Source organism: Pseudoneobacillus rhizosphaerae (assembly GCF_917563885.1).
Taxonomy (GTDB): domain Bacteria; phylum Bacillota; class Bacilli; order Bacillales; family Cytobacillaceae; genus Pseudoneobacillus; species Pseudoneobacillus rhizosphaerae.
The window spans coordinates 16,893-30,315 of the sequence record NZ_CAKJTG010000010.1 but is presented as its reverse complement, the minus strand read 5'-3'; the positions used below and the strand labels follow the sequence as shown (position 1 = coordinate 30,315).

The following is a 13,423-nucleotide window of genomic DNA, read 5'->3' as shown; positions in this document are numbered from 1 at the left end:
GATCTCTTCAGCTGTATCTTGACCATTCCTTAAACGGAAGGCATCACCTAGATTATCTCCTCTGTGATTCGATACGTTTCTAACATTATCATTATTATTAAGTCCATCATAAGCAGCATTGTCGTTATTATTACACGCAACCAACATTAGCAATAAACTACTTGTGGCAAGGACTTTGAACGGCTTTTTCATTCTTCAATTCCTCCTTTTTAATCGCAACATGAAGCCTTCTTATTTTAAACCTAACCCCAAAAACTATAGGTGGCAAATAACGAGAAAAAAGGAAACTTTACTACTTTAAAGTACTTGGGGACAGTCCCTCATTGCACTAACGCTTTAGTGCAGAGCGGGACAGTCCCTCGATACGTTAAAGTGTTAAATTGTCGGTTTCTCTTCTCTATGTGTTGACGATTGTGTTATAATACATAAGTTATTAATGTATTTGGAGGAATCCATGATTAGAGATTCTAAAGCAACTCAAGAGACAGGAATGTTACTTTCCTTTTTACCAACAGGTGAATATTATTTTACAAAGGGTCTGAAAGCATTTGGACGCAGGGATTTCATTCGTGCGAAAAAGTATTTGCAGCGCGCAATGCAGCTAGAGCCAGGTGAACCAATGATCGTCTGTCAATTTGCGATTGTTTTAACCGAAATGGGTGAGTTTGAGCAATCCAATCACCTATTACATCAGATTCTTGAAGAATTAGATGAAGAGATGGTTGAATGTCACTATTTTCTAGCTAATAACTATGCTCACTTAGGCTTATTTAAGGATGCGTATCATCACGCCAATTTATATAAACATTTAGAACCGGACGGTGAATTTAACTCCGACACGGATGAATTAATTGAGCTATTAACATTTGAGGCTGACTTGTTAGACGAAGATCTTTATGAACAAGATGATTTAATGGTCAAGCAAGAACACGCTAGAGAATTACTCGAGTCGGGCTATTTCCCTAAGGCGATTAAGGTTTTGGAGGAGGTTGTCGATGACTATCCAGAATATTGGTCAGCCTATAATAATCTTGCATTGGCCAATTTTTACCTTGGTGAAGCCGATAAAGCCTATAGCATTTTAAATGATGTTCTTTCTAAAAACCCTGGTAATTTACACGCGATTTGTAATCAAGCCGTTTTTGCTTATTATCAAAATAATGAGCAAGAGCTCCAAAGTTTAATTTCAATTCTCGCTAAAATCAATCCAATGATTGATGAGCATCAATATAAATTAGGCGCAACTTTTGCATTAATAGGTGAGTTTGAACTAGGTCATCTATGGCTTCGAAAGCTTTATAAAAGGGGCTTTGATGGCGAAGGTGCTTTTTATTATTGGTTATCCTATACTGCTTTTCATTCTGGGCACCCAGCTTTTGCAAAGTCTATTTGGAAAATTGTTCTTGAATTGAGTCCTGATAAGGATGGGCATGAACCATGGAATGATGAACCACCCGTTTTAGGAGGATACGAAGATCATACGGCTTCGATTTTTCAAAAACTAGATAGTGATTATATTGAAGAGCGTTTATTTGCGATCTTCTTAATAGAAGTTTCTTCTACAAAAGAGCAATTACTAGCATCCCTTCAATCGAAGCCTGCAATGAAATTAACGCAGCTTGAACTAGATTATTTAAGTTTTGTAAAAAAAGCTCGTCCTATACACCAAAGGATTTTGGATGCACACCAAATCGGGTTACAATTATATGAGTATCACCGCCCAATTGGGGCATTAAAAGCAGGAATTTATTTGCTATGGTTTTCCATTTTCCAAGAATCAATGGCAATGAACCCATCGTTTCAAAATCACCAAGCATGGGCAGCAGCGATTGAATATACATGGTTTAAGCTTCGCGGTGAAAAAGTATCCCAGACTGACATGGCAAAGAAATATCAACTGTCCGTCTCAACTGTGAAAAAATATGTCAAAATAGTGAATAACTGTCTTCAGTGAGCATATTCGTGGACTATGCTCCCTTTGTTTTATAGGATAAAGATATTAGGTAAATAATATTGTAATGATTCCTATAAAATGAATGTTCATTGAAGGAGTGAAGGAAATGACTGAAGAAAAAATCTATGATGTTATTATAGCAGGTGCGGGTCCTGCAGGGATGACAGCAGCTGTATATACATCTCGTGCAAACCTTTCGACGTTAATGCTTGAACGTGGGATTCCAGGAGGACAAATGGCCAACACCGAGGAAGTTGAGAACTACCCTGGTTTTGATCATATTTTAGGTCCTGATCTTTCCACTAAAATGTTTGAGCATGCTAAGAAATTTGGTGCTGAATACGCTTATGGTGATATTAAAGAAATCATTGACGGCAAAGAATATAAAACAGTTATTGCAGGATCAAAGCAATATAAAACCCGATCAATTATCATATCTACAGGTGCTGAATATAAGAAAATTGGTGTCCCTGGTGAAAAAGAACTTGGTGGTCGTGGTGTATCCTATTGCGCTGTTTGTGATGGTGCTTTCTTTAAGCAAAGGGAACTAGTCGTTATTGGTGGAGGAGACTCTGCTGTTGAAGAAGGAGTATACTTAACACGTTTCGCTTCCAAAGTGACAATTGTTCACAGACGTGGCGAACTTCGTGCTCAAAAAATACTTCAAGACCGAGCTTTTGCAAATGAGAAAATCGACTTTATATGGAACCATACTATTAAGCAAATTAATGATAAAGATGGTAAGGTTGGCAGTGTAACCCTTGTTTCGACCGAAACGGGCGAAGAACAAGTGTATAACGCTGATGGTGTTTTTATCTACATCGGAATGGTACCATTATCAAAGCCGTTTGCCGCATTAGGCATTACAAACGAACAAGGCTATATCGAAACAAACGAACGTATGGAAACTAAAGTACCAGGAATATTCGCAGCGGGAGACATTCGCGAAAAGACATTACGTCAAATCGTCACCGCAACAGGAGACGGTAGCATAGCAGCCCAAAGCGCGCAACACTATATTGAAGAACTACTTGAAGAACTAAAAGCATAAGGGGTTTAACGCTTTAAAGCAGCGGGGGACAGTCCCCACACACTTTAAAGTGTTAAGTGTTCTTAACAAAACATTAACAAAAAAGTAACGCTGTTTTAATTAGAATGTAACAGTAGTGAAATATTGATAGGTTATTATAAGGGTAAGAAATTGACCCCCTTTTAAATATACCTTCAAAGCACAGGATTAACATCCTGTGCCCTTTTTTTTGACCTCATGAAAAGGGCTTTTTTCATCCCCGGACAAGGCTCTTCCACAAATTGTACTAAATCATACTCATTGTTACCGTTTTACAAAAATAGTATAATAAAAAGAATCCATATTAACGATCACGATCACATACACAAAAGAGATAAATAGCAGGAAAGCTGTAGGTGAGTTTTGTGCAGAGGGTTACGAATTGCGTCTTGTTGAAGGACGATAAAATATTATTGCTTCAAAAACCACGTCGAGGTTGGTGGGTGGCACCAGGTGGGAAAATGGAATCAGGAGAATCCGTTCGCGATTCTTGTATTAGGGAATATAGAGAAGAAACAGGTATCTATTTAAAGAATCCACAAATTAAAGGGATTTTTACGATTTTTATTGAAGAGAACGGGACGATTACATCTGAATGGATGATGTTTACCTTCATTGCTACCGATTTCGATGGAATCAATGTTGATACGTCAGAAGAAGGTTTATTATCTTGGCATCCTATTAAAGACATCAGGGAGCTACCAATGGCTCCAGGAGATTATCATATTCTTGAATATATGATTCATGGAAACGGTATCATTTACGGGACGTTTACCTATACACCAGATTTTGACCTAATTAGCTACCGATTAGACCCTAGTTCTTGAACAGCAATATCAAAAAAATTCATCTACATTTAATGAGGAGGATCGAACAATGAGTACCGGTTCGACAAACGAAACACAAATTGTGATTATCACAGGTATGTCGGGTGCAGGGAAAACAGTAGCCATTCAAAGCTTTGAAGATTTAGGCTTTTTTTGCGTGGATAACCTGCCTCCCACATTACTACCAAAATTTTTAGAATTGATGAAGGAATCAGGGAATAAAATGAACAAAGTTGCGTTGGTCATGGACCTACGAGGACGAGAGTTTTTTGACCACCTTTTTAAAGCTTTGGATGATTTAGCGGAAACGGCTTGGGTAACACCTCGAGTTCTCTTCTTAGATGCAGACGATTCGGCTTTAGTAAGGCGCTACAAAGAAACAAGAAGATCTCATCCATTAGCTCCTTCTAGCTCTCCTTTGGAAGGTATAAAATTAGAGCGACAATTACTCGAGGAATTAAAGGGTCGTGCGCAACAAATTTTTAATACATCTGAAATGAAGCCACGAGAGCTTCGTGAGAAGATATTAACTTCATTTACGGTTAATCAAAAAAATATATTCACTGTTAATGTAATGTCCTTTGGTTTCAAACATGGAATTCCAATTGATGCTGATTTAGTATTTGACGTTCGTTTTTTACCAAATCCGCATTATATTGACCATATGCGACCAAAAACTGGATTAGATGAAGATGTTTTCACGTATGTATTAAAATGGAATGAAACGCAAAAGTTTTTAGAAAAAGTAACAGATTTACTTTCCTTTATGCTTCCTCACTACAAACGTGAAGGAAAAGCACAATTGGTTGTGGCTATCGGCTGTACAGGCGGACAACATCGATCAGTTGCATTGGCTCAGCATCTTGGCCAATTTTTCAAAAAAGATTATCATACCTGTATTTCGCATCGGGACATTGAGAGGAGAAAGGACGCCACAACATGACAAGACAGCCGCGGGTTGTGATTATTGGTGGTGGAACAGGTCTTCCAGTTCTATTGAGAGGGTTAAAGCAATATCCTTTAGATATCACTGCCATCGTGACGGTGGCTGATGATGGAGGGAGCTCTGGCCGAATTCGAGAGGATTTAGACATTCCACCTCCAGGAGATATCCGAAATGTTTTGGCAGCCCTTTCCGATGTTGAGCCTTTAGTAGAGGAGATGTTTCAGCATCGTTTTAGAACTTCCAATGAATTGTCTGGTCATTCCTTAGGGAATTTAATCCTAGCTGCGATGACCTCGATAACAGGTAATTTTGTCCACGCCATCCAAGAAATGAGTAAGGTGCTAAATGTAAGAGGAAAGGTTTTACCTGCTGCCAATCAAAATGTCGTGTTACATGCAGAAATGGAGGATGGTACAGTGGTTTCCGGGGAATCTAAAATTCCTTTTTCTGGCAAACGCATACACAGGGTTTTCTTATCGCCAGATGATATAAAACCATTACCTGAAACAATTTTAGCCATTCGCCAAGCTGATTTAATTGTAATTGGACCTGGTAGCTTATATACTAGCATATTACCTAACTTACTTGTTCCGAAATTAGGTCAAGAGGTTTGTAAGGCGCAAGGTAAAAAAGTATATATTTGTAATTTGATGACCCAAGCTGGAGAGACGCATGAATTTACTGCAAGTGATCATGTGCAGGCGATTTATGATCACATGGATGATGGTGCTATTGATACCATCCTTGTTAATAAAGAGAACATTCCTGAAGACGTTCAGCTTCGTTACCATGAGGAGCTAGCTAAGCCGGTTATTTATGATATTGGTCGGTTAGAGGAGCTTGGGCTCGAAGTCATTCAAGAGGAAATTGTCTGTGATGACGATGATGTCATTCGACATGACGCCAAAAAGGTTGCAGAAATTTTATTTAAAATTATAAAAGATGAAACTTAAAAGCGCTTTCATTCGTAAAGAGATGTGCAAGCGTTTGTCTTTTTAAAAAATATCATCGAAGGGGGTGACGGGATGTCTTTTGCATCAGAAACAAAAAAGGAATTAACAACTTTAGAATTAAAGGACTGCTGCGGAAAGGCAGAATTATCGGCATTAATACGGATGAATGGTTCGTTATCCTTCTCTAATCGGCAGCTGGTTGTGGATATTCAAACTGAAAATGCTGCCATTGCGAGAAGAATTTACACACTTATTAAGAAAAATTTTGATGTGCCAGTGGAGCTACTTGTTCGAAAAAAGATGAGATTGAAAAAAAATAACGTTTATATCGTTCGTTTAGCAAAGCAAGCAAAAGAAATTTTAGAGGACTTACTAATATTGGGTGAAGGCTTTACATTTACCCAAGATATTGCTAAGAATTTAATAAAAAAGAAGTGCTGCCGCCGTTCTTATTTGCGTGGAGCCTTCTTAGCAGGTGGTTCCGTCAATAACCCGGAGACATCTTCCTATCATTTAGAAGTGGCTTCATTATATAAGGAGTACAATGATTCCCTTTGTGAGCTAATGAACACCTTCGATTTGAATAGTAAAACGCTTGAACGGAAAAAAGGCTTTATTACTTATTTAAAAGAAGCGGAAAAGATTACCGACTTTTTAAATATTATAGGTGCGCATAACTCATTAATGCATTTTGAAGATATTCGAATTGTCCGAGATATGCGAAATTCAGTTAACCGTTTAGTCAATTGTGAAACAGCGAACTTAAATAAAACAATCGGTGCTTCTATTAGACAGGTTGAAAATATCCGATTTATTGAAAAAACTGCCGGTCTTCATATTTTGCCAGAAAAGCTTAGGGAAATAGCTGAGCTAAGAGTTCAGTTTCAAGATGTAACCTTAAAGGAGCTTTGCGACATGGTTTCGGGTGGATCAATCAGTAAATCAGGAATTAATCACCGTTTAAGAAAAATAGATGAAATTGCTGATAAGCTACGTATGGGAGAGTCAATCACAATTTAAAATGAATATAGGTAAAGGGAGGAAGAATAGCAATGGTTGAAAAGCAAATAGAGGTTAAGTTAAAAACGGGTTTACAAGCAAGGCCAGCAGCGCAATTTGTCCAAGAAGCAAATCGTTTTTCTTCAGATGTGTTTTTAGAAAAGGATGGCAAAAAAGTGAACGCAAAGAGTATCATGGGATTAATGAGCTTAGCAGTTAGCTCTGGATCGACCATCACCATCTCTGTCGATGGCCATGATGAAGTAGAAGCTTTAGATGCGTTAGAAAAATTTATCGGTCACGAATAAAAGGAAAAGGACTGGGGCGTGGGCCTCAGTCCTTCTAACTTTTTACTTGTTTTTCTTTTCGTCTAAAAGACTACGTGTAATGATTGTATCAATTAAACCATATTCTTTAGCTTGTTCAGCTGTCATGAAATTGTCGCGGTCTGTATCTTTTGCAATCACTTCGATTGGTTGACCAGTACGCTCTGCTAAAATACCATTTAGCTTGTCACGTAAGAATAGAATACGTTTTGCCGCAATTTCAATTTCCGTTGCTTGCCCCTGTGCTCCACCAAGTGGTTGGTGAATCATAACTTCACTGTTCGGTAATGCGTAACGCTTACCTTTTTCACCTGCTGCTAGTAAGAAAGCACCCATTGATGCAGCCATACCAATACAAACCGTTGATACATTTGCTTTAATATATTGCATCGTATCATAAATAGCCATACCAGCTGTAATGCTTCCGCCTGGACTATTGATATAAAGAGTGATGTCTTTCTCAGGGTTTTCTGCCTCTAGAAAAAGTAATTGCGCAACAATACTGTTCGCAACATTATCATCAATGGCACTACCTAACATAATAATACGGTCTTTTAGTAGACGTGAGTAAATATCATAGGCTCTCTCGCCACGGTTTGTCTGTTCGATAACTGTAGGAATCAAATGCATTTTTATATCCTCCTTTGAACTTATGAAAGAATAATTGCTATGTATTGTTATCATACACTGATGGTCAATTAAGGTCAAACAATTCGACCTTAAGGATAAATGAATTCTTTCGACAACATTCACCCTGTTAAAATTCCTTTAACCATCATACCCAAAATCCAGTCGCTCTAATCAAATATCCTTGCAAAGTGACAAAACCTTTTATATAATAGTAAAGCGCTTGTAAGAAGCATGCGCTCGTGGTGCAACGGATAGCACGTAAGATTCCGGTTCTTAAAATGGGGGTTCGATTCCCTCCGAGCGCGTCTTAAGTACTCCTACTCGGTTCAGAGTAGGAGTATTTTTTTTGATAAATGTTGAATCCCAATAAATTATAGCAAAAATAGAAATTGTGTATAAAACCTCACTGTAAGCGCTCCCAATTTCCTCCCATTCACATAAACTACATTCTTATTGTAAAATAGACGTTGGGGGGTGAAGGGAAGATGGATTTTAATCAAGGGCTTTTTCAACAACAAACATTAAAATTGACAATGACTCAGGAGCTTTCACAAGCAATTGCGTTATTGCAATATTCAACCCAAGAGCTAGCTGCTTTCCTTGAAAGTAAGGCGCAAGAAAATCCCTTAATTCACATCGATTCTACAGTGGTTCCAGTGAATCCCCTTGCAGACCGAAAAAGGAAACGTAATGCGACGTCAACAATGATTCAAAATGATTGGCTTGAACAAATTGGTGAAAATAAAAAATCGTTAACTGAGCATGTCATAAGCCAAATCCCAATTAATGAAGAATTCAAACCATTACATCAAGCATTTACACACCTTATAGAATTTCTTGATGAAAATGGATACATATCCATTGAACACAGCGAACTAACAAAACGGTATACAACAGAGCAAATTGAAGCATGCTTACAACATTTACAAGCGATGGAGCCAGCGGGAATTGGAGCTCGTTCTCTTCAAGAATGTTTATTAATACAGTTAAAAAGATTGCCAGAACCTAATAACATGGCTATTAGACTAGTAGAAAATCACTTCCAGCCATTTGCAGAAAAAAAGTGGAAGGAATTAGCGAGTAAACTGCAAATCAGTTTAGTTGAAATTCAATCTGCTTTCGATTTACTCCAAACATTAGACCCACGGCCAGGTTCCAAGTATTTTAGCGAACAAACATCTTTTATTGTTCCAGATGTAGTCGTTATATGGGATGGTCATGATTATACGATTAAGATCTTTGATGAACTTTTACCAAGAGTTTCTTTTAATGATGGGTTTTACCAACAATATGCTCAAGCTGATGACAAGCAGGTAGCCCGCTATATGGATCAACAATTCCAAAATTACCAATGGCTTCAAAAAAGTTTGGAACAAAGAAAAGAGACATTACAAAGGGTTGCCTTGAAAATTGTAGAAAAGCAGCCCGACTTTTTTAGAAAAGGACCTACTAACTTGAAGCCGATGATTATGAGAGAGGTGGCTGAGGAGTTAGAAATCCATGAGTCCACTGTAAGTCGAGCGGTTCGCGAGAAATATGTCCAAACGCCATTTGGGATTTTCGAACTGAAATCATTTTTTACGAGTACAATTCAAACTACAAGTGATGATTCAACCTCATCGACACAGGTAAAGAATGCCATTACTAAATTGGTTGAAAACGAAAATAAGCTAAAACCACTTTCGGACCAAGATATTGTTGAAATTTTAAAAAACAATGAAGGTATGGTAATATCACGGCGAACGGTTGCAAAGTACCGTGATCAATTAGGGATTGCATCCTCATCAAAACGAAGAAGATATGAGTAAAGGAGTAAGAATAAATGAACAAGCCTACACTTACTTTTTATACGAGAAAAAAATGTTCGTTATGCGATAAGGCGATAGTAACTATCGACGAGCTTCATAACGAATTAGATTTTGAGTTAATTATAAAAGATATTGACGAAAGTGATGAATTAACAGAAAAGTATGGTCTGATGATCCCAGTCGTGGAAATTGATGGGGAAGAAGTTGAATTTGGCCATGTTAACAAATTTGTCATAAGTAACCGTTTACAAGGAAAACATATTAGTTGAAACTAGTTTTTACTCCTGTTACAATGAAAACATAAACAGGAGTGATTTTTTTTGTCACTAGTGGGACATAATATGTCTATGTGGGACATTTTTAATCCATAGTGATATTTTTCAATTAATGAGGGAGTTCTTGCTGATGTATTCATTAATAGATATTCAAAAAAAATTATTACCTGATCTGCTCCAAATTATGCAGAAACGCTATCTCATTCTCCAATACATAGACCGAATGCAGCCAGTGGGAAGAAGAAGCTTAGCTCAAAGCTTAGGGTTTACCGAACGTGTATTGCGCAGTGAGGTTGAATTTTTAAAAGAACAAAATCTAATTTCAATCACGAGTGTTGGTGCAATGATTACCTCAATCGGTAAAGATTTACTCGAAAAGCTGGAAAGTGTTATGCGTGAAGCATCTGGGATTGATGTAATGGAAGCACAATTAAAATCAATTTTCCAGATTCAAAAAGTGGTTATTGTTTCAGGTGATAGTGATGAAACGCCTTGGGTAAAGACAGAATTAGGTAGAGCTTGTGCATCAAGCATGAAGAAATTAATTATGGGGAAAAATATTATCGCAGTAACGGGCGGATCCACGATGGCCGCTGTAGCAGATAAGTTAACCCCTGATTTTAAATCGGATGATTTGCTGTTTGTGCCTGCTAGAGGTGGAATTGGTGAGGAAGTTCAAAACCAAGCAAACACTATTTGTTCAAAAATGGCTGCAAACACGAGGACGAAGCATCGCGTATTTTATGTTCCAGATCAAGTTAGCAATGAGATTTATACCTCATTTATGAAGGAACCAATGATTAAAGAAGTTTTAGAAATAATCCGTTCAGCTAGCATTGTTTTACATGGTATTGGGGACGCTATTACAATGGCAGAACGCCGTAAAACGGATGCTAAGGAATTGGAAAAAATGAGGTCGGAAAATGCAGTTGGAGAGGCATTTGGTTATTATTTTAATGAAGCTGGGGAAGTGGTCCATAAGGTATTAACCGTTGGACTACAACTAAGTGATTTAGATGAGATACCCAATGTCATTGCAGTTGCTGGTGGATCTTCAAAGGTAAAAGCAATTAAAGCATATCTACAAAAAGCTCCGTCTCAGACGATTTTGATTACGGATGAAGGGGCAGCAAAAGGTTTATTAAAGGGTTATCCCTTATTAAAATAAGAAATCTTTTTTCACATATTAAAGGAGGAAATAAACATGGCAGTAAAAGTTGGTATTAACGGATTTGGACGTATTGGACGCGTAGTATTCCGCGCGGCATTAAATAACCCTAATGTTGAAGTAGTGGCAGTAAACGACTTAACAGATGCGAATACTCTAGCTCATCTTTTAAAATATGATTCCGTTCACGGAAAATTAAATGAAGATGTAAAAGTAGATGGCGACTACCTAGTAGTTGGACCTCACCGTGTAAAGGTTATTGCTGAAAGAGATCCAGCTCAACTTGGTTGGGGCGAGCTTGGCGTTGAAGTGGTTGTAGAGTCAACTGGACGTTTCACAAAGCGTGCGGACGCTGCGAAGCATTTAGAAGCTGGCGCGAAAAAGGTAATCATCTCTGCTCCGGCATCTGATGAAGATATTACAGTGGTTATGGGTGTTAACCATGAGAAATATGACCCAGCTAACCACCATGTCATTTCAAATGCATCTTGTACAACGAACTGTTTAGCTCCATTTGCAAAAGTCCTTAATGATAAATTTGGTATCAAACGCGGTATGATGACAACCGTTCACTCATACACAAATGACCAACAAATTCTTGACTTACCACATAAAGATTTACGTCGTGCTCGTGCAGCTGCGGAAAACATTATTCCAACATCTACTGGTGCTGCAAAAGCAGTTTCACTAGTGTTACCTGAATTAAAAGGTAAATTAAACGGTGGAGCAATGCGTGTTCCAACACCTAACGTTTCTTTAGTTGACTTAGTAGTCGAGCTTGAGAAAGATGTTACAGTTGATGAAATCAACTCTGCACTTAAAGCAGCTTCTGAAGGCGATTTAAAAGGTATCCTAGCATACAGCGAAGAGCCACTTGTATCAGGTGACTACAATGGTAACCCAGCTTCTTCTACAATTGATGCACTTTCAACAATGGTTATGGAAGGTAGCATGGCGAAAGTTATCTCTTGGTACGATAACGAAACTGGATACTCTCACCGCGTAGTTGACCTAGTAGACTACATCGCTAAAAAAGGACTTTAATCCAACAAAAAGTTTTTCCTAATCCATCAAGTCAAATTGGCAAATGGAAAAAGGAAGGCTATAATAAAAATGGAAAATCATGCTATAAGCTTGAAAAGGGGAGCGGGGAGGATTCCCCGCTCCTTTCCTACGTCGCTTTACCGCGCTACTGCAGCGGGGGACTGTCCCCCGTCACTGTGAAGTGGTAAAGCGTAATTATGATTCTATTTCTATTGGGAGGTTCTTCGGTTATGAATAAGAAGACGGTTAAGGATGTAGAGGTTAAAGGGAAGAGAGTGTTTTGTCGCGTTGATTTTAATGTTCCAATGCAAGATGGGAGTGTAACGGATGATACGAGAATTCGCGCCGCTTTACCAACGATTCAATATTTAGTGGATCAAGGGGCAAAGGTCATTCTTGCGAGTCATCTTGGACGACCAAAAGGAAAAGTAAACGAAGAAATGCGTTTAACACCTGTAGCAGCTAGACTTTCAGAACTTTTAGGTAAAGACGTAAAGAAAGCAGACGAAGCCTATGGAGACAGCGTGCAAACACAAATCGCTGCCATGACAGAAGGCGAAGTTCTTCTGCTTGAAAATGTACGTTTCTATCCTGGGGAAGAAAAGAATGACCCTGAATTAGCACAAGAATTCGCGAAGCTTGCTGATCTCTATGTAAATGATGCATTTGGTGCGGCTCACCGTGCACATGCTTCTACTGAAGGAATTGCCCACCATCTACCTGCTGTCTCTGGCTTCCTAATGGAAAAAGAGCTTGAAGTACTTGGCAAAGCCTTGCTTAATCCAGAAAGACCTTTCACAGCCATCATTGGCGGTGCAAAGGTTAAGGATAAAATTGGCGTTATTGATAATCTTTTAGAAAAAGTGGATAACTTAATTATTGGTGGCGGACTTGCTTATACATTCATTAAAGCAAACGGACATGAAATTGGGAAATCACTTTTAGAAGAAGATAAAATAGATTTAGCGAAATCATTTATGGAAAAAGCAAAAGCAAAAGGTGTAAATTTCTACATGCCTGTAGATGCGATTGTGGCAGAAGAATTCTCACCAACAGCTAATCATAAAACAGTGGATATTAACGCCATCCCATCAGAATGGCAGTCACTTGATATCGGACCAAAAACAGCTGAACTGTATAAAGAAGTAATTCAAAAATCAAAGCTAGTTATTTGGAACGGACCTATGGGAGTATTTGAATTTGAAGCTTTTGCTAATGGTACAAAGGCAGTGGCCGAAGCTCTGGCAGATGCCAATGATACATATTCTGTTATTGGTGGAGGAGACTCAGCTGCAGCGGTTGAGAAATTTAACTTAGCAGACAAAATGAGTCACATCTCTACAGGTGGCGGTGCCTCATTAGAGTTTATGGAAGGTAAGGCATTACCTGGTGTTGTCGCATTAAACGATAAATAATCAGCAGGA

At 38.3% G+C, this 13,423-nt stretch carries 13 protein-coding genes, 1 tRNA gene and 1 pseudogene; 13 read left to right on the top strand and 2 right to left on the bottom strand.

The window, feature by feature from the left end; all coding sequences use genetic code 11:
- The first annotated feature begins 454 nt into the window (after positions 1 to 454).
- From LRP83_RS10515 to LRP83_RS10485, 7 genes are all read left to right on the top strand, one after another.
- Entirely contained in the window at positions 455 to 1,954 is a 1,500-nt protein-coding gene (locus LRP83_RS10515) for a tetratricopeptide repeat protein (protein WP_230496662.1), read from the top strand.
- A gap of 106 nt (positions 1,955 to 2,060) precedes the next feature.
- Complete coding sequence (gene trxB, locus LRP83_RS10510; protein ID WP_230496661.1) at positions 2,061 to 3,005, top strand: thioredoxin-disulfide reductase; 945 nt, start codon at positions 2,061 to 2,063, stop codon at positions 3,003 to 3,005.
- 383 nt (positions 3,006 to 3,388) lie between these two features.
- Positions 3,389 to 3,850: an NUDIX hydrolase gene (locus LRP83_RS10505; RefSeq protein ID WP_230496776.1), complete on the top strand. Its 462-nt coding sequence runs from the start codon at positions 3,389 to 3,391 to the stop codon at positions 3,848 to 3,850.
- Between the two features lie 49 nt (positions 3,851 to 3,899).
- Positions 3,900 to 4,793, top strand: a complete 894-nt coding sequence (gene rapZ, locus LRP83_RS10500) for an RNase adapter RapZ (RefSeq protein WP_230496660.1) — start codon at positions 3,900 to 3,902, stop codon at positions 4,791 to 4,793.
- Entirely contained in the window at positions 4,790 to 5,749 is a 960-nt protein-coding gene (locus LRP83_RS10495) for a gluconeogenesis factor YvcK family protein (RefSeq protein WP_230496659.1), read from the top strand. The genes rapZ and LRP83_RS10495 overlap by 4 nt, the downstream gene beginning before the upstream one ends.
- A gap of 72 nt (positions 5,750 to 5,821) precedes the next feature.
- Entirely contained in the window at positions 5,822 to 6,769 is a 948-nt protein-coding gene (gene whiA, locus LRP83_RS10490; protein ID WP_230496658.1) for a DNA-binding protein WhiA, read from the top strand.
- A gap of 32 nt (positions 6,770 to 6,801) precedes the next feature.
- Positions 6,802 to 7,056 carry an HPr family phosphocarrier protein gene (locus LRP83_RS10485; RefSeq protein ID WP_230496657.1) on the top strand — a complete coding sequence of 85 codons (255 nt, stop codon included), beginning with the start codon at positions 6,802 to 6,804 and terminating at the stop codon, positions 7,054 to 7,056.
- A gap of 42 nt (positions 7,057 to 7,098) precedes the next feature.
- Here the strand turns inward: LRP83_RS10485 and clpP are convergent, their stop codons facing one another.
- Positions 7,099 to 7,758, bottom strand: a complete 660-nt coding sequence (gene clpP / locus LRP83_RS10480; protein WP_290369533.1) for an ATP-dependent Clp endopeptidase proteolytic subunit ClpP — start codon at positions 7,756 to 7,758, stop codon at positions 7,099 to 7,101.
- 179 nt (positions 7,759 to 7,937) lie between these two features.
- Here clpP and LRP83_RS10475 point away from each other — a divergent pair.
- From LRP83_RS10475 to gap, 5 genes are all read left to right on the top strand, one after another.
- A tRNA-Arg gene (locus LRP83_RS10475) sits at positions 7,938 to 8,009 on the top strand.
- Positions 8,010 to 8,189: 180 nt separating this feature from the next.
- Positions 8,190 to 9,512 (top strand): RNA polymerase factor sigma-54, encoded by a 1,323-nt coding sequence (gene rpoN / locus LRP83_RS10470; protein ID WP_230496655.1) that lies wholly within the window; start codon positions 8,190 to 8,192, stop codon positions 9,510 to 9,512.
- A gap of 14 nt (positions 9,513 to 9,526) precedes the next feature.
- Positions 9,527 to 9,781 (top strand): glutaredoxin family protein, encoded by a 255-nt coding sequence (locus tag LRP83_RS10465; protein WP_230496654.1) that lies wholly within the window; start codon positions 9,527 to 9,529, stop codon positions 9,779 to 9,781.
- Between the two features lie 136 nt (positions 9,782 to 9,917).
- Positions 9,918 to 10,955 (top strand): sugar-binding transcriptional regulator, encoded by a 1,038-nt coding sequence (locus tag LRP83_RS10460; protein ID WP_230496653.1) that lies wholly within the window; start codon positions 9,918 to 9,920, stop codon positions 10,953 to 10,955.
- Positions 10,956 to 10,991: 36 nt separating this feature from the next.
- Complete coding sequence (gene gap / locus LRP83_RS10455; RefSeq protein WP_230496652.1) at positions 10,992 to 11,999, top strand: type I glyceraldehyde-3-phosphate dehydrogenase; 1,008 nt, start codon at positions 10,992 to 10,994, stop codon at positions 11,997 to 11,999.
- Between the two features lie 209 nt (positions 12,000 to 12,208).
- Here the strand turns inward: gap and LRP83_RS23370 are convergent, their stop codons facing one another.
- Complete coding sequence (locus tag LRP83_RS23370; protein WP_435531347.1) at positions 12,209 to 12,292, bottom strand: hypothetical protein; 84 nt, start codon at positions 12,290 to 12,292, stop codon at positions 12,209 to 12,211.
- Between LRP83_RS23370 and LRP83_RS10450 the strand changes: the two are divergent.
- A pseudogene (locus tag LRP83_RS10450) lies at positions 12,257 to 13,414 on the top strand (phosphoglycerate kinase); the annotation flags it as partial. The gene LRP83_RS23370 and the pseudogene LRP83_RS10450 overlap by 36 nt on opposite strands.
- Positions 13,415 to 13,423 lie beyond the last annotated feature (9 nt).